17 protein-coding genes are annotated in these 16,143 nt (G+C 40.9%); 3 read left to right on the forward strand and 14 right to left on the reverse strand.

Annotation, left to right across the window (positions count from 1 at the left end):
* Positions 1-148: 148 nt before the first annotated feature.
* Together ACNAZ4_RS00005 and ACNAZ4_RS00010 are read right to left on the reverse strand one after the other, a co-directional pair.
* The gene (locus ACNAZ4_RS00005; protein ID WP_415812148.1) at positions 149-538 is read right to left on the reverse strand and encodes a thiol-disulfide oxidoreductase DCC family protein; all 390 of its coding nucleotides are present in this window, start codon (positions 536-538) and stop codon (positions 149-151) included.
* A gap of 234 nt (positions 539-772) precedes the next feature.
* A complete protein-coding gene (locus ACNAZ4_RS00010; protein ID WP_415812149.1) occupies positions 773-1,972 on the reverse strand; it encodes an NAD(P)/FAD-dependent oxidoreductase in 1,200 nt (399 codons plus the stop codon).
* 199 nt (positions 1,973-2,171) lie between these two features.
* Here ACNAZ4_RS00010 and ACNAZ4_RS00015 point away from each other — a divergent pair, with 199 nt between their 5' ends.
* The 3 genes from ACNAZ4_RS00015 (at position 2,172) to ACNAZ4_RS00025 (ending at position 5,883) form a co-directional block, all read left to right on the forward strand.
* Complete coding sequence (locus ACNAZ4_RS00015) at positions 2,172-2,924, forward strand: YqcI/YcgG family protein (protein WP_415812150.1); 753 nt, start codon at positions 2,172-2,174, stop codon at positions 2,922-2,924.
* Positions 2,925-3,150: 226 nt separating this feature from the next.
* On the forward strand, positions 3,151-4,569 hold the full coding sequence (locus ACNAZ4_RS00020; RefSeq protein ID WP_415812151.1) for a vWA domain-containing protein: 1,419 nt from the start codon (positions 3,151-3,153) through the stop codon (positions 4,567-4,569).
* A gap of 465 nt (positions 4,570-5,034) precedes the next feature.
* Positions 5,035-5,883, forward strand: coding sequence for a DUF2785 domain-containing protein (locus ACNAZ4_RS00025; protein ID WP_415812152.1), 849 nt, complete (start codon positions 5,035-5,037; stop codon positions 5,881-5,883).
* A gap of 118 nt (positions 5,884-6,001) precedes the next feature.
* Here the strand turns inward: ACNAZ4_RS00025 and ACNAZ4_RS00030 are convergent, their stop codons facing one another.
* The 12 genes from ACNAZ4_RS00030 to ACNAZ4_RS00085 all read right to left on the reverse strand — a co-directional run bounded on the left by ACNAZ4_RS00030 (position 6,002) and on the right by ACNAZ4_RS00085 (position 16,136).
* The gene (locus tag ACNAZ4_RS00030) at positions 6,002-6,544 is read right to left on the reverse strand and encodes a hypothetical protein (RefSeq protein ID WP_415812153.1); all 543 of its coding nucleotides are present in this window, start codon (positions 6,542-6,544) and stop codon (positions 6,002-6,004) included.
* Between the two features lie 187 nt (positions 6,545-6,731).
* The gene (locus ACNAZ4_RS00035) at positions 6,732-7,541 is read right to left on the reverse strand and encodes a pentapeptide repeat-containing protein (RefSeq protein WP_415812154.1); all 810 of its coding nucleotides are present in this window, start codon (positions 7,539-7,541) and stop codon (positions 6,732-6,734) included.
* Positions 7,542-7,697: 156 nt separating this feature from the next.
* The gene (locus ACNAZ4_RS00040) at positions 7,698-8,879 is read right to left on the reverse strand and encodes an LL-diaminopimelate aminotransferase (RefSeq protein WP_415812155.1); all 1,182 of its coding nucleotides are present in this window, start codon (positions 8,877-8,879) and stop codon (positions 7,698-7,700) included.
* Between the two features lie 179 nt (positions 8,880-9,058).
* A complete protein-coding gene (gene clpP / locus ACNAZ4_RS00045) occupies positions 9,059-9,640 on the reverse strand; it encodes an ATP-dependent Clp endopeptidase proteolytic subunit ClpP (RefSeq protein WP_415812156.1) in 582 nt (193 codons plus the stop codon).
* A gap of 20 nt (positions 9,641-9,660) precedes the next feature.
* Complete coding sequence (locus tag ACNAZ4_RS00050; protein ID WP_415812157.1) at positions 9,661-10,329, reverse strand: sigma-70 family RNA polymerase sigma factor; 669 nt, start codon at positions 10,327-10,329, stop codon at positions 9,661-9,663.
* Positions 10,330-10,829: 500 nt separating this feature from the next.
* On the reverse strand, positions 10,830-11,342 hold the full coding sequence (locus ACNAZ4_RS00055) for a DUF5381 family protein (protein ID WP_415812158.1): 513 nt from the start codon (positions 11,340-11,342) through the stop codon (positions 10,830-10,832).
* An 87-nt stretch (positions 11,343-11,429) separates the two neighbouring features.
* The gene (locus tag ACNAZ4_RS00060; RefSeq protein ID WP_415812159.1) at positions 11,430-11,948 is read right to left on the reverse strand and encodes a DUF5381 family protein; all 519 of its coding nucleotides are present in this window, start codon (positions 11,946-11,948) and stop codon (positions 11,430-11,432) included.
* Positions 11,938-12,720: a hypothetical protein gene (locus ACNAZ4_RS00065; protein ID WP_415812160.1), complete on the reverse strand. Its 783-nt coding sequence runs from the start codon at positions 12,718-12,720 to the stop codon at positions 11,938-11,940. The genes ACNAZ4_RS00060 and ACNAZ4_RS00065 overlap by 11 nt, the downstream gene beginning before the upstream one ends.
* Before the next feature lie 8 nt (positions 12,721-12,728).
* Positions 12,729-13,967, reverse strand: a complete 1,239-nt coding sequence (locus ACNAZ4_RS00070; protein WP_415812161.1) for a hypothetical protein — start codon at positions 13,965-13,967, stop codon at positions 12,729-12,731.
* Positions 13,968-14,127: 160 nt separating this feature from the next.
* Entirely contained in the window at positions 14,128-15,009 is an 882-nt protein-coding gene (locus ACNAZ4_RS00075; RefSeq protein ID WP_415812965.1) for a DMT family transporter, read from the reverse strand.
* A 183-nt stretch (positions 15,010-15,192) separates the two neighbouring features.
* Positions 15,193-15,480 (reverse strand): hypothetical protein, encoded by a 288-nt coding sequence (locus ACNAZ4_RS00080; protein ID WP_415812162.1) that lies wholly within the window; start codon positions 15,478-15,480, stop codon positions 15,193-15,195.
* 122 nt (positions 15,481-15,602) lie between these two features.
* A complete protein-coding gene (locus ACNAZ4_RS00085; RefSeq protein ID WP_415812163.1) occupies positions 15,603-16,136 on the reverse strand; it encodes a cysteine hydrolase family protein in 534 nt (177 codons plus the stop codon).
* Positions 16,137-16,143 lie beyond the last annotated feature (7 nt).

Consider the following 16,143-nt stretch of genomic DNA (forward strand, 5'->3'; position numbering starts at 1 on the left):
CAATGCCTTTATAATCTTAATTTTATCTTGGAGTGGAAAGGCCCTTTTTGACATAATAAAAACTCCCCATTAAGTAAACAGATTTTATTTTTAATCTGTCTACCTAAAGGGGAGCATATCAATTTTACCTGCTTTTCCGTTCTTTTCTTTATAAAAATCTTCTTCTTACATTCGGCGGCGGCAGCATACAGCTATCCTTCTGGCCGAACCATTTGAATCGATTTTTGGCAATAAGGTCATACACCATATTCCTTAATGGTGCCGGTACGAGGATCAAAATGTAGAGCAGTTTCCAGGCACCGTCAAGATGGCGGCTGATTCGCAGCGCGGCGGCTGACTTATAATAGACTTTTCCATCCTCAATCAGAACCATGCTGTCCACATCATCAGATACATCGTGTTCCTTTAGCAATTTCTGGCCGGCATCACTCTGAAGGGATGCGAACAGGAATGTTTCATTCCTGTCACGTTCCAGAATGAACTGGACACTGGCATCGCAAAAATTGCAAACTCCATCAAATAAAATCACAGGCTGCATGGAAACTCCTCCTAACTCAACCTTACTATATATTAACATTTATCCTATTATGCCAAATTGAAACTAATGAGAGCACATAAAAATGCCGGCAGCATTTCCTTGCTGCCGACTCTTTAACTTATATAAAAAGGCTGTCTTAAGATTGGACGAAAAACTTATCCTAATAATCTCGAAGTTTTTTTCGAAGCTGCTTCCTAAAATGACGGGTAATGTAGATAGGTAGAGTCTTTCTTATTACATAATACCCTTTAACATACCTTTCCAATACATGACAGGAAGGATATTTTTCTTTAGTAGATACATGCTGTAACGTTCTTTAGATTGATCGAACGGGAAGGTTTCGGCTGGTTTATTTTCATACAAGAATTCAGCCAGCACCAATTTATTATAGCCCGTAATCAGCGGACATGAAGTATATCCATCGTAAGAGAGTTTCAACGGTTGATTTTTCATAAAGCTTAGCAAGTTTCCTGCTGCGACTGGTGCCTGTTTCCTGATTGCTGCACCCGTTTTTGAGGTCGGAAGGTTAGCGCAATCCCCTACACCAAAGACATTTGGATATTTTTTTGACTGCAGTGTTTTCGAATCAACATCTACCCATCCTCCAGCATCAGCCAATTGACTCTCTGCAATGAAATCGGGTGCTGACATTGGGGGGACAACATGAAGCATACTGTAAGGAATTTTTTCCGTTTGTCCTGTCCCTGAATCTTCAAAAACTGCAAGTTTATTGGCTGAATCCACTTCGATTAAGTTCATTTTATATTTAGTGGCAATCCCTTTCCTGGTTATGACCTGTTCGAGTGTATTTGCGTATTTCTTTACTGCAAAAATACTGTCAGAAGCTGATGCGAAAATAATCTCGCCCGTTTCTCTGACACCAGCTTTTCTGAAGGCATCATCAGCAAGGTACATGATTTTCTGAGGTGCACCGCCACATTTGATTGGTGTGTTCGGGTGTGTGAAAATGGCATTGCCTCCTTTGAAATTCTGAATGCTTTCCCAGGTCGAATCAACATAATCGTACGAATAATTGCTGCAGACACCATCCCTGCCGATAGATTCTTTTAATCCTTTGATTTTCTCCCAGTTGATTTGGATGCCGGCAGCCATGACGAGAAAGTCATAATGAATTTTTATCCCGTTTCCTGCCGAGAGACTGTTCGAATCAGCATCAATTGAAGTAACAGCTTCCTGAAGCAGTTCAACCCCATCGGGTATTAGTGATTGCTGGTCTTTTACTGTAACTTCCTTTTTAACCGCACCGGCGCCAGCAAGTGTCCACAGTGGTTGATAATAATGCTTTTTGGCTGGGTCAACAATAAGAATCTTCGCTTTTAAATCCGGTTCACCTTTAACAAGCCTGGCCGCTACCGAAATACCAACTGATCCACCACCGACAATTACTACCTTATAATTCACCTCATCCACCATCCCTGCTAAATTAGATTACCCTAATATACCTATATAGGTATTACTATAACCACTATGAAAATTATAATAAATTAATCAGAATATTACAATTAATTTCTTTCCTTGTTTTTATAATTATTGGGTACCTGCCCAATTGCCCTGGGACATCTACCCTATACACCATGCTTTGAATATAGTGTAGAAGCAATTGGAGGTGACTATGATGAACGGCTTGTATACACATGGCTCCTCCTCCCGGGATCAGTTGCTGGCATGGGAGCAAGACGCACTGGACAAATTCTTCGCTAAAATGGGGGATAAGGAAAGGCCTTTTCCCTGCATACCGGCAACAATTGGATTCTCAATGAATCAGTTAAAATATGGGTTTGTCGGCAGTCCAAGGAGGGACACGACGATAAATGAAATTGCTAGTTTGTTATCTAGCTTTACAGAGCAATCAAGGGGGTTTGGCAATTATACTTCTTTGATAATTTTCTATGAAACGCCAAAAGAAATGAAGGATGTATCTGTAGAAGAATTCGAACAACTTTTCTGGGAGCATCTTTCAGGGTTAAGTGGGTTGGATGAATTCGACTGGCCAGAGGGTATACCTCAAGATCCCTATGATCCTATCTGGGAATTTTGCTTCAATGGCGAAAAATATTTTATATATTGTGCTACACCGGCACACAAAAACCGGAAAAGCAGACATTTTGACGTAATGATGCTCGCGATTACACCGAGATGGGTGCTCCAGGAATTCAATAAATCTAAAAGCTATGCAAAGAGGATCAAGGCACAGGTGAGAAAACGGCTGGCGAAATATGACAGCATTTCTATTCATCCTGATCTGAACACTTACGGAGCAGAGGAAAATTTTGAATGGAGGCAATACTTCCTGAGGGATGATAATAGTTCTTTGTCCAAATGCCCTTATCACCGGGTACTCAAATTCCTTGGTAAAAATCATTAAAGCGCAGGAAGCTCCTGCGCTTTATTGCTTACTCTTCGGTCAAAACCTTCAGATATTCCCCTCTCCTTCCTTTCTTTCGGTCAAAATAAAATTTTGGGTCATTTAATTATTTATCACTCTTGATATGGTTCCATCATGGAAATTACTTCAAATCCCCCCGCAAAACATGTTAAACTCTATGAAGAAGTTTTTATACATAATTGAAACGGCGAAGAGGAGGATTATCGTGAAACGACATTCGCTCGTATTTTTACTATTCATTTCGCTTTTTCTTACTGCATGCAATAATGATGAACCTGATGAAGAAGTAGTTGCCGAAACGCCTCCGAAAGAGGATGTTAAAGAGGAAGCTGTCAAGCCGGAGCTGCCAGGACACTTGAAGGAGATCAAGCTTGACGTTTCAGAGGAAAACCTAATGGTATTAAAGCCTGGTACAATGATGGATGACCTTACATATGAAAAGGATATTGAGGATATCGGTTTCACCACTCCAGAGCTGGAGCCTGAACTTAAAAACAAGCTTCCGGAAGAGCTCGATCAATTAGCTCAGGGGACAGATGACCTGGAAACCATAAAAAAAGGCCTTATTTCGTTACTTGCAAGCCCCCATTATCAGGAGGTAATCGAAAAAGCTAATGCGTATGAGCCTTATTTTGAAGAGCCTTTTTTACCAGACCCTGAAAAGTCGGAAGGCGCAGAGGAAACAAAAGCCGAAGAGAAAGCGATCATCCTGCTTGATGCAAGCTCCAGCATGCTGCAGCAGTCTGAAGGCCGAGTAAAGATGGATATCGCCAAAGATGCCGTGAAAAGCTTTGCCAAAACCATCGGTCAGTCTGCAGAAGTCTCCCTTGTCGTCTATGGCCACCAGGGATCAGATTCAGATTCCGATAAAGAAACATCCTGTTCTGGAATCGAAGAGGTTTATCCTATGGGTAAATACTCGAAGGAAAACTTCAATGGGGCCGTCGACTCATTTGAGAGCAAAGGCTGGACTCCGCTCGCAGGAGCCATCGAAAAAGCGGCCGAGATGAGCGCTGGCCATGAAGGAAGTGTAACCATCTATATCGTCAGCGATGGCGCTGAAACCTGTGATGGAGACCCAGTTCAGGCAAGTAAGGACCTTGTGGCAAATAGCTCAAATCATTCAGTCAACATCATTGGATTCGATGTAGACAGCAAAGCTGAAGATCAACTCAAAGCTGTTGCTGAAGCCGGAAACGGTGAATATTTCAAAGCAGACAATCCTGAAGAATTGAAAAACACGATCCAATACGAATGGCTGCCATCCACACTCGACCTCGCCTTCGCCTTCACGATGGCGCCGGACGGATGGGATATGGTCGAGGAATACAAAGTGGCAGAAAAATATCCGCTCGAGTTATGGACGATCGGAAGAAAAGAAGCACACCGAATCATCAACGCGGCTGCCATCATGTCCGAAAATGACTGGATCACCGATGAACAGTATTCTGAACTCCGGGATTGGGGATTTGAACGGAGTGAAGGAATGAAGGAACTCCACTACACCATGTCCAAAACCAATCGTGAAAAAGCAGATGCAAAAAGCAAAGAAATCAAGCAAAGAGTCGACGACTGGGTGGCGAAAATGAAGGAACTCAAGAAAGAGCGCGGTGATACCTGGTAACAGGAAATTAAAACAACAAGTGGCCCTCAAATTAGAGGGCCATTTATTGTTCACAGATTATCTTTCTTTTGTTCATCTATTACACATATTCTTGCCAACTCTTCAACTTACTATGAACCTATAATTAAGTTGTAAATCACTTCAAGGAGTTGGCGGAAATGCGAGAGAAAATACTGGATCTTCTTTTAGGCTTCACGCTGTTTTGCATTGAATGGACGATTCTGTTATTGCTCACCTCAAAGGAAACAGCAGAATCCTGAATAGATTAGAAAACTCTTGCCTTTTGCAAGAGTTTTTTATTTTCGGAGGAAAATCCTTTTGAGTATTAATTTGTAGTGAGAGATAAAGGGATAGACAGGTCATCAGTAAATATTTGAGATAGATACAAAAACAACGCTACAAAAATACCATGTTCATTTCTAGTCAAATTTGAAATACATGGTAAAATATTTACTAGAATGGAGGATGAATAGTTTGGTAACGACCGACTCTTTGAAGAAAGAACTAAAAGGATTGGATTTTAATAACCCTGAAACGATAATACATAAAGACCTCGATACACTTATTGAACATATGGTTGATTATATTGGCTCGATTGATCCGGAATTAAGGGACAAACTGATTTATACCACATTTTATTACATCATTAACCAAGATTATTTAAATCATCAGCAAATGGATTATTTACTCCAAACATGCCTTGATCCAAACCATTTATTTTTAAGCATAGGGTCAGAAAACGATGACTCGGTATTTACCAGGGCATTTTCTTCATTGGTGGTTGCTCTCGTTTTAGGAAAAGATCGCAAAGAGCGATTCCTATCTGAGGATACCGTCAAAAAAACAATTGAAAGCAGCATGAAATATCTTCTTGAGGAAGAAGATACACGGGGATATGTCGAGGAAAAAGGCTGGGCCCATAGCATCGCTCATGGTGCCGATTTGCTGGATGAATCCGTTAAGCACCCTTTGTTCGATAAGACTTTGGCAAGCGAATGTCTGGATACTATCAGGAGATGCATTTTAATAGAAACAGCTTATGTGGACGAGGAAGATGAGCGGCTGATTTCTGTCATAATTTCTCTTTTGGAAAAGGAAATGAATGAAAACATTTTAAAAGATTGGGTTTCTGAACTTTCGGATGAAGTAACAGAAATCAGAGCCAGCAATGGCTTTTCACCAACTTTTTTTCGGAAGAATACTAACTTAAATCAATTCTTGAAAGCACTCTACTTTCGGTTACTTTTTCTCGAAAGAGGCACTCAAACTCGTAAAGAAATCGAACGTATTTTAAAGGCCAATCTTTTAGTGTAAAAGTGCTCAGTTTTACAGAGCATTTTTTCTTCCCTAAACGACCTCTATTTTATTAACTACCATATCTATAACATCTTTTACATCAAAAAGAACGCAATCAGCATGCGTTCTCTTGTCTTTACAACATTTGCTCTGCAATAGCTATTGTATCTTCTTTTATCTGTTCTTCTGATATATTTGGATTGGTGTAGCCAACATTATAATAGATACCATCTTTTTCAAACGAAAGAGTTCCGTTATAATAACCTGCTACTCCCTTGGTTATTTGAACTTCTTCTCCTAGCGACTCGGCGTACTCTACTTTAAAGTTATGGACGGAAATCATAAGTATAACTTTATCATCTTTGTTTTTTGAAACACTCATTAAATCGACTTGTAACTCTTTCCCATCATGCTTGAAATCTTCAATGGGCATTTTCAGAGGCATGGCGTCAAAAGGAAGTTCCTTAGGCGGCTTTAATTCAAATGGCAAAGCTTCTAAACCTACTTTTATGGAAGGTACATTATAAGGGATGGGGATACTTTTCAATTGTTCCTCGGTGGCATTCCCGGTTTGTTCAGCTTTCTCAAGTTTATCAGTGTCGAGCGCCCCATTTTGTTTTTGCTGACAACCGAACAGCAACAGCACAATGATTATAAGAAAAAATGACAACTTTTTCATCTGCTCTCCCCCTTTACTTTTTAATACGGAGGAAGACCTCAAATGTTTCAAAAAATATCCATAATTCCAAAAATTAACAAAGATAACTTACATTCCAAATATTTTCACCAAAAAACAACCGCCAGCATACTGAAGATACTTCCAATCAGAGTCACAAAAGCAGTCACCTCTATCTCCTTCTTTTACTTCACCAATGCTTGGGTCTTTTCAATGTATAAGGCAATTTGGTTTCATCATTTCCCTTTGACGAGTTAATTTGGGCCTGAGTCAGAAAAAAGCTCCCTTCGAGATTGGCTCCGCTTAAATTAGCATCCCTCATATCAGCACCTATAAAATCACATACTCTTAGGTCGGCTTCTCTGAGATCAGCAGCAATCAGCAAAGCTCCACGGAAATCAGAGCCTTTTAGGTCCGCGCGTCTCAACTTTGCCCCAAGCAAATTCTTGCCATTTGTTTTTTTCGTGCTTCTGACATTGCTTCGGACCAATTCACTTGTCTGTAACAGCAGTTCGTTTACAACTACTCGATAGGCGGGGATATCCAAAGTGAGAATGTCAGCAGCCTCCAGGTAGGTAAGCTGTTCTATTTTTACATAAATATCCTGAAGCTTTAATTGAAGTGGTATGGCCTCTTCCAATGTCTGTGCTTCCTTCAGGTAGCAAAGCATTTCATGAAGCTGCTGCATGATGGGGAAAACATCAAACATTTCCTTTGCCTTATCTGGCTGTTTCCGCCAATCAAGTCCGTTATATGTGATTTGGGAAACTTTTTGACCAGCCCCAAAGCATTCGTATACAGTACACCCTTTGTAGCCTTTTTTCCTAAGTTGTTTATGAATTCCACAGCGGAAATCTTCCTGCAAATTCCTGCAAGGCGAACCGATATCTTTATCAACCGGAAAGTCCGCTGATTTCGCATATGGCAGAGCCACACAGCATAATCCAAAGCAGCTTTCACAATCAGCCGTCAGGTTATTTTTTATCATTTGGTTAGTCATTTCTCTACTACTCCCCATTACCATAAATTGTAAAAATTATAGTAACCAATTTCCCCCGTCCTGAAATAAAACAGCAGGGGTTTTCCCTGCTTCGAAGTCTAACGGAGCTTGGCAACTGCCCCATATTCCGTAAGTAGTTGTGTATTTAAAAAAATCTTAACTTCCTACCGGAAAGCCCAGCAAAAACTTATTCACCCGCTGTGCCGCTTCTTGCAGTCTTTCGGGTGGCTGTACCATGGCAATCCTGACATAGCCTTCTCCCTGCTTTCCGAAGGCGTCACCTGGAACCACAACAATCCCTTCCTCTTCAATCAACTTGAAGGCAAACTCGCGAGACTTCCATCCAGCAGGGATTTTAGCCCAGACAAACATCGTTGCCGGAGAATTGGCTACCTGCCATCCGCTGTTCCTGAAACCTGCTACCAAAGCATCCCGTCGTGCTTCATATTGCTTTAACTGATGATCAAGAAACGAATAGTCAGATGTCAGTGCAGCAATCGCTGCCTTTTGGATCGGATAGAATACCCCATAATCAATGTGTGATTTGAATGATGCCAGAAGATTTATGACCTGTGCATTGCCAGCAACATAACCAATACGGCAGCCAGCCATATTGAAGGTTTTTGAAAGTGAATTGAACTCAACGCCAACTTCCTTGGCACCTGGAACCGACAGGAAACTTATTTGAGGATTTCCGTCATAAATCAATTCAGAATAAGCAAAATCATGGACCACTAGAATATTATGTACCCCGGCAAATGCAACTACCTCTTCAAAGAAGGCCCTGTCGGCAAGTGCAGTAACTGGATTTCCCGGATAGCTCAATATCATCATTTTTGTTTTCTGTAAAACTTCCTCTGGAATCTCATTTAACTGAGGCAGGAATTTATTTTCCTCCAATAGAGGCATAGGATAGATTTCCCCTCCAGCAATTGTTACGCTAGCTTCATAGATTGGATATCCTGGATCTGGTACCAGTACATAATCTCCTGGATCGACTATCGCAGTCGCCAGATGCGCAAGCCCATCCTGTGAACCCATCAACTGCAATACTTCTGTTTTCTCATCAAGCTCAACGGAATATCGCTGGCTGTAAAAAAACTTCACTGCTTCATTAAACTCAGCGATTCCCTTTAACGTATACCCATATTTAGCTGGGTCCATTGAATATTCCGCCAGTGTTTCCATCACAAATGCTGGCGGCTGGAAATCCGGACTTCCAATACTTAAATCAATGACATCCTTGCCGTTCAAGATCGCATCCTGCTTCCTGTCTACCACTTCCTGAAAAATACTTGATGTCATCCTTCTAATTTTTTCTGATCCGTAAATATTCATGGACATTCCCCTTTACTGTTCAATGATTCATGATGCACTCATGGAAGTTGATTCCTCTGAATTTTTTAAATATAAAATTGATTATAACAGTTTCACTTTATCAGTTCTAGAAAAAAATAAAAAAATGAGCTGCCATGCAGCTCAAAACAAAAAGAGCTGCCAGAGCAGCCCTTTCATCTCTATGTCCGTGTAATAATCTTATCAATAATCCCGTACTCCAAAGCTTCCTGTGCACTCATGAAATAATCGCGGTCAGTGTCTTTTTCGATTTTTTCCATTGGCTGACCAGTGCGTTCTGATATTAACTTATTTACATGGTCTCGAAGCTTCAGGATTCTTTTAGCGGAAATCTCTATTTCTGTTGCCTGGCCTCTGGCTCCACCAAGCGGCTGATGGATCATGATTTCGCTGTTTGGCAGTGCGAATCTTTTTCCTTTTGTGCCGGCAAGCAAAAGCATTGCACCAAACGATGCTGCCATTCCAATACAGATGGTGCTGATATCGGGTTTGATGTATTCCATCGTATCAAAAATCGCGAAGCCAGCCGTTGTTGAACCTCCAGGACTGTTGATGTAGATGGAAATATCTTTGTCAGGATTATCCGCTTCAAGAAATAACAGCTGGGCAATGACACTGTTGGCGACCTGGTCGTTAATCTCATCACCAATCATGATGATGCGGTCTTTCAACAAACGGGAATAAATATCGTATGAACGCTCGCCACGGTTAGATTGCTCAATGACATAAGGAATTGTACTCACTTTGTTCCTCCCTTTCCTGCTTATGCAGCCATTTTGAAAGTAAAGAGAGGTGAACGAGACGGTGAATGCAATGACATTTCCGGAACGGATGCAGCAAGCGCCGGAATCTCCTGGATGTTTTCCAACAGAACGGACGGGTCCTCAGATTGCAGCGATTCGCAAAGCAGGTCTGACAGAAGATTTTCTTCGTCATCGCTTAAATTCTGGTCCAGTTCTCGCAGGCTGCTATCCTTATCAAGCCTCTTCCTTGCCCTGTGAAGCGCAGCTTTAACGGCCATTTCCGTTGATCCTATCAGCTCGGCAATTTCACGCGACTGAAATCGAAACGCTTCCTTTAAAACCAAAATGACCGCCTGCTTCGGCGTTAATTTTGACAAAAGCATCTCCACCGTATCGATCACATTCCCTTGAGTGCTCGATCCGAGATTTTCCGGGATTCCCGCCACTTCACGGCTGTGCTTCCTGATTGTATCCACCCACTGGTGATAGGCCATTTTTTTCAGTAAGGCACCGCTGATCTGGGATGGCTCATAATTATGGATTGCCTTCATCGTAACCTCCTGCGAAAGATCATCGCCATCCCAGCTGCTCTGGGTTAAAAATCGGCAATATCGCTGCAGGCTTTGATAATGGCTCGTGATTTCGGATCCCTTATCAGCATTCACATTCCTAAGCTTGTCGATCGACATTCTGTTCACTCCTTTGAACCTCTCTGCACATTAAACGGATTGTGGGAGAGAAAAGATACGGCCTTATGATTTTTTTACTTTTTTCAGTATATGCAAAACATACTTTCGGCTGCCCGACCATTTATACGTTATATTACAGTAATACATACAAAAATAAGCTTGAAAATAAAAATCCACAAGCCACAAGCTCAAATTGCCCTATGCTTTTTTCCTCTTAAGTCAGAAAAGAACATTAAACTTATTCCAAACGGCAAAGGCATTAAAAAGAAAAGAATCAATCCATAAATTATGTCACGTTCCATAAAAAAAGAAATGGAGGAAATTAAAAAAATGATGAAAAAAAATAAGGTAACCAACTCCCAAAATAGACTTTTTATTTTCTTGTAAAATCTGCACATTATTTTAATCACCCTTTGACATTTAAATTTTTATAGATAAATAACTTCCACCCTTTATTATGCTATTCCATTTATGCCAATCTCTTGTTTCTGCAGGCTTCTTTAAACTCGGGCTCCGTTGTTGCCCTTGCGTTTTTCCCAATTTCGCTTTAATTCAGGATTCGCATGAGGAATTACATAATCTGTTATAACCTGGTTTACCTTTTCTTCACCTACAAGGTTATAAGTTGGAAATTTGAATTTATTGTTGTTTGTGGTTTTGGCAACGAGATACTTTAAACTGGAGCCGCCCCATTTAATATCTTTTATTTCATTAATTGGAACACTATCCGTCCTACCTTTTAACATTCCAGACTCAATAATGAACAAGCTCTTACCTGATAGAATAACACTTATTAACTTGAGTAGGATGGAGCCTGAAAAAATTAGTCCAATTATTCCGATGAGGATGCTTAAAAAGCCCCTTATAATCCCTGAATCAGGTGCTACAACAAACAGTACAAAGGCAGAAAGCATCGTCCCAAATAACGCAGATGACACCATGCAGCCCGCACCTGGATTCGTATAGACGATTTCTATTTTGCTATCTGTAATTTTGATGTTATTTTCTTCCACTATATTCACCTCATTGATCCATAACCTTCAATAAAAAAGCTTGCAGAGATAATATTTAGCTCTACAAGCTTAGTATTAATAAAAAAATCATGCACCTATATTTCCAAAACGTTTTTCCCAATTCCTCTTTAACTCAGGGTTGGCCTTAGGAATGACATAATCATTTATTACCTTATTTACTTTTTCTTCAGGAACCAGATTATAAGAGGATAACTTGATGGTCTTTTTGTTTGTCGTTTTGATTGCCAGATACTTCAATGAACTGCCAGCCCATTTAATATCAGTGATATCATTAATACGGACTGCCTTGCTCTTCCCTTTTAAATAACCATCTTGGATTGTATATACTGCTTTTCCGGTGAGTATAGCTCTTAGAACTTTTATCAACATTGTGCTGACAAATAAAAAGCCAATGCCGCCAATTATAACTCCTATAAAAGCTCTTACTATCCCTGATGTAGGGACTATGTAAAATAAGATAAAGAGGGACGCTAAGAACATGATTCCACCTGCAGTCAATAGACAGCCTGCTCCCCCGCTTGTATAGACTACTTCGACTCGATCATCGTAAACTTTTATATTATTTTCTTGAATCTCATTCTCCATATGGCACCTTTTCCAATGACTCTAAGACATTTTCTTTGATTAATTGAATAACTTTAGAACTATTACACAGGTTGACAATAAAGACATCCTCATTTTTTTCAATGACCCAGTTATTCTTGTTGTCATTCGTAAATAACACGACGTTCTTGGCTACGGGCTCCTTTTGTTCAGTAAACTCCATGAATAACAGAGTATTTAACATTCCATTTGTTGTTTTAAGAGTTTCATAGAATTTCTGTTTTTCCCCATGGAGTACGGGAAGTTCAAAAAGTTTTTGGTTATCCTCCAGTGAGTCCAGCAATTGTTCAAATTCACCCTGGCTTAGTTCAAATCCGTTGCCACTACTATGATTAATTAATCGGTAAAATTCAGAAATAATCTCTGCCGCTGTTTCTGCGGTTACTTTTTCAAAAACATGCACTTGCTCATCATAAAGCAAAGAATGCTGCAAGACGGTCTTCTCGTTAAAATGGAAGGAGACAGACTCCTCCCCGCCGTCTTCCCCATGACGGGAAGCTTTGATTGATTGGTTTGAGTAATTTAACATGGAAATGACCTCTGCAAGCTCTTCCACTAACATGAATTTATGATTTTCGTATACTAAAAGGCTTTTAGAAAGGAGTGAACGTGTTGTAATTTGAAGCAATAGGTCCATTTTCTCATCGTCCAGCTCTCCGAAATAAACCTGCTTCAATGCGTTCCCATGTTCAAAATATCCTTCATTGTAAAAACAATAAATTAATTCCTCGATTGAAAGTGTAATTTTATTCATGTTTCCCCCTAGCCTCCAAACCCAAGGATTAATTTTGCTCCGCTTAACAGGCCTGAAGCATGTTCTTTTACATCATTAAATCCATCCTTCACCTTGCTAACACCGGAAGCAATAGCCTCAGTTCCTTTATGAATCCCATCTTTAAAGTGGAGAGCTGTTTTATCAACCCATGCAGGAGTACTACCGGCAATCTTATCGCCAACCCAGCTGCCAACGAAACCGCCGATCGAAGCACCCACAACAGTACCTACAGGCCCAAAAACACTGAGGAGAGCTCCGCCTGCTACTGCTCCAGCAACAGAGGTTGCAGATACAACCGTAGTTTTATATACTGCACTGCCTACCACTTTAGCGTTTTCTTCTTTCAACTTTTCACCGCTATACATGTTATAATTTTCTGTAATTTTAAGTCCTGCGCCAATTGTCTCTGCTCCTGCTGTTATTAGTACAGCAAGTGCTGCATTTGATTTCCCGAGCCTCAACCCGTTTTTCAATACGCTACCCGCATTATTTTTTACTGCATTGAGCAACGTCCCGGTTTTGCCTTCAGCAATTAGCTTGGAAACGCTGTTACTGAGACCTACGATGTCCTTCGGAAAATAGTTAGCTGTCCTTTTGTATATTAGTTCTGACAATGTTTTTTTGCCAAAAGCTCTTGTAGGGCTCACCATCAATCTGGCAAGCATATTTAATCTTGAGCTCTCGACCTTATGAATCATGCTAGCCATAGGCAACCGCATCTTACCGAGTAAAGCATCATCGACTACCTGGAACTTGCGCAGTACTCCATCAATATCCGAGAACCTGAATCCAAGCAAGTGCATGAGTCCAGCCCCAGCCGAATATTGTGCACCATGCAGGAAATCCACCCATCTGCCATAGGTGTTATTGTACGTTTCATATAAATTACTGGCAAAGTGCCCATCAATCTGCTTTCTCGCCGCTTCAATAGCCTTATTGACAGCGTCTGCCTGGCGATTCACCCGGTTTTCTGAATTTCCGTATCGATCGGCGGATTGAACGGTGAAAGATTTCAACTGCTTCATATGCGTTTCGATCCGATCAAATGATGCAGAAGCACGACGAAACTGGCCGCTGATGCCATTGCGTCCCATAATTCGCGGATCCACACTGCTACTAACACCTGCGACGCGATTCTGGATGCTCTGGATCCTGCCGATTGTATGGCTCAAGCTTGAAGCTGAATGATTAACCTGATTGATGTTGAAGATAATTTTTGAAGACATGGACCTTCACTTCCTGTTTAAAAATTTACACACAACACCACCAATGGGTTGGTGAAGTTTTCCATAGTTTTCATTATAGTTGAGAATGTTTTTTAATTAAATATCATTACCTGAATATAGGTTTAAAGGATGATTTAACCATTTGAAAATCAAGGTCTTTTTACCCAACTTTTTCGGTGACTAAACTCGTTTTCTTTGCAAACGTCCAATTCACCAGGAAAATCCCTGTAAAAATCAATGCTCCCCCAGCATAAACATACCATTGCACGACTTCATCCAGCAGCACCCAGCCGGAAAGAACTCCGAAAAATGGAGCAAGGAACAGGAAAGCACTGGTCTTCCCAGGATCCCCTAGATTAATTAGGTAAAACCAGATTGCAAACTGGACGATTGACGCCATGATGGCCAACCATAAGATAATCGAAATAGAAATCGGATTGATCGCAAGCCTCGGTGTTTCCATCGTAAGCCCCATCACTAAAAGAATGGTGCCTCCAAATAACATCTGGTAGGCGGTCAACACCCAGACATTGAAGCGGCTTCCCCATTGTTTGATCAAGATGGTGCCAATCGACCATGAAACCGCTGCTCCCAGACCTAGAAGCGTACCCGTGGTCAATTGCAAATGAAATCCCAAAGTAATAAACACACCTAGAAAGCCGACAATTGCCCCGATCCATTGGAGGAGCCTATAGCGGATCCCCAGGAAAATCGTTCCCATAACCACCACCATCAAAGGATTGGTAAAGGTTAGAATAGAAGATTCCCCCGCTGTGATTGTCCGTAAGCTAAGGAAGATACAGCCCATGACACCCGCTGTTTGCATCAAGCCAATGCCAAAAATCCTTCCCCAGTCAGCAAGCTTTGCGGGCAAAGGTTTCTTCCTGACTAACATAGCCATCAATAGTCCCGCAATCGTGAACCTTAATCCCACCAATAATAAAGGGGAAACATACGTTAAGCCGATTTTACCGACTGTAAAAGAAGAGCCCATCAGAAAGGTAGTCGCAACGACAAGTACTGCAAATAAATATGGATGAATCCTGCTTTCAGGCAAATCAATCCCTCCTAACAATTCCTACTATATTCTTTCTTCAGGGACCGAAATCCTTCCATTGTGAAGCCGAAAGTTAATCGGCACTCATGAAGCCATGCTTTTTAGGCATAAAAAAAGGACTGTAGACAATCTCAAAATACTCGAGATTGCCTGCATTCCGGAAACCTTTTAGGCTTTTTCCTCTCCGCCCCTATATGCCAATATTTGCGTTTTAATGGAAGAGTAAACCCCAACTGCTGCATTTCCATAGAAGAAACCCATGAATACGCCAGCCCAGAGATTATGCGGGTGAGCAATGAAAATAGAAATCATTAAGCCAAGCAGATTAGCAATACCAGGAACATAAGCCTTACGCGCGTGAAGCAAAATTTTCAAAAGCTGTGTCGCCAAAACCACAACCGGTACAGCGATCACAGCATCCCAAAAATTCGTGTGGATAATCGGAAAAGCCTCCATGTATAGTACCATTCCTTTTTTAAATGTTTGCTTTACATATCTTTTCCTGATTACCTTTTCTTATTACAAAAATCCAACGAGAACTGGGATATTGTAAAAGGAACTCCACTGACTTTATTCACTTATGATAAGGAATCAAATCTTATTTCATCACTAGTTTTCACATCAGCAAACCAGCGTAACACTCCGTTATGGTGGTTTATAATCTGCTGGGCTGATAATTCACTGGTCGGCCAAGTGCTATGCAAATCGGATACTAAACTGACTTTGTATCCTTTGCTGAATGCACTGCGACAGGTCGTATCGACACAAATTTCGGTCTGAATCCCGAATAAAATTAAATGTTCAATACCCTTTTCTTTTAATTCCTCTTCTAATTTTGTCTTGAAAAATGAATCAGGAGTGCTTTTTTGTACGATGATATCACCCTCTTGAGGAGTAATTTCAGAATGTATTTCCCACATGTAGGTCCCATACTCCAAAGAGTGCCCAGCTGGTTCATTGTGTTGGATGTATATTACCGCTATTCCCATAGAACGGGCTCGATCTATTATTTTTTTCATTCCTCTAAGCAGTTCTTTCCCTTTGAAGACTTCGTTCCCTTCCTGAAACATTTCATTCTGGACATCTATTACCAATAGGGCTTTCTTTTCCATTACTCAC

This window comes from Mesobacillus thioparans, assembly GCF_965138835.1.
In the GTDB taxonomy this organism is placed as follows: domain Bacteria; phylum Bacillota; class Bacilli; order Bacillales; family Cytobacillaceae; genus Mesobacillus; species Mesobacillus thioparans.

Excerpts from the sequence above, each read along its gene's own strand:
- ACNAZ4_RS00065 (WP_415812160.1), bottom strand. The coding sequence starts at position 12,720 with ATGAATAAAATTACACTTTCAATCGAGGAATTAATTTATTGTTTTTAC.
- ACNAZ4_RS00010 (WP_415812149.1), bottom strand. The coding sequence starts at position 1,972 with ATGGTGGATGAGGTGAATTATAAGGTAGTAATTGTCGGTGGTGGATCA.
- ACNAZ4_RS00035 (WP_415812154.1), bottom strand. The coding sequence starts at position 7,541 with ATGACTAACCAAATGATAAAAAATAACCTGACGGCTGATTGTGAAAGC.
- ACNAZ4_RS00085 (WP_415812163.1), bottom strand. The coding sequence starts at position 16,136 with ATGGAAAAGAAAGCCCTATTGGTAATAGATGTCCAGAATGAAATGTTT.
- ACNAZ4_RS00080 (WP_415812162.1), bottom strand. The coding sequence starts at position 15,480 with ATGGAGGCTTTTCCGATTATCCACACGAATTTTTGGGATGCTGTGATC.
- ACNAZ4_RS00015 (WP_415812150.1), top strand. The coding sequence starts at position 2,172 with ATGATGAACGGCTTGTATACACATGGCTCCTCCTCCCGGGATCAGTTG.
- ACNAZ4_RS00060 (WP_415812159.1), bottom strand. The coding sequence starts at position 11,948 with ATGGAGAATGAGATTCAAGAAAATAATATAAAAGTTTACGATGATCGA.
- ACNAZ4_RS00025 (WP_415812152.1), top strand. The coding sequence starts at position 5,035 with ATGAATAGTTTGGTAACGACCGACTCTTTGAAGAAAGAACTAAAAGGA.
- ACNAZ4_RS00005 (WP_415812148.1), bottom strand. The coding sequence starts at position 538 with ATGCAGCCTGTGATTTTATTTGATGGAGTTTGCAATTTTTGCGATGCC.
- ACNAZ4_RS00030 (WP_415812153.1), bottom strand. The coding sequence starts at position 6,544 with ATGAAAAAGTTGTCATTTTTTCTTATAATCATTGTGCTGTTGCTGTTC.
- ACNAZ4_RS00070 (WP_415812161.1), bottom strand. The coding sequence starts at position 13,967 with ATGTCTTCAAAAATTATCTTCAACATCAATCAGGTTAATCATTCAGCT.
- ACNAZ4_RS00050 (WP_415812157.1), bottom strand. The coding sequence starts at position 10,329 with ATGTCGATCGACAAGCTTAGGAATGTGAATGCTGATAAGGGATCCGAA.
- ACNAZ4_RS00040 (WP_415812155.1), bottom strand. The coding sequence starts at position 8,879 with ATGAATATTTACGGATCAGAAAAAATTAGAAGGATGACATCAAGTATT.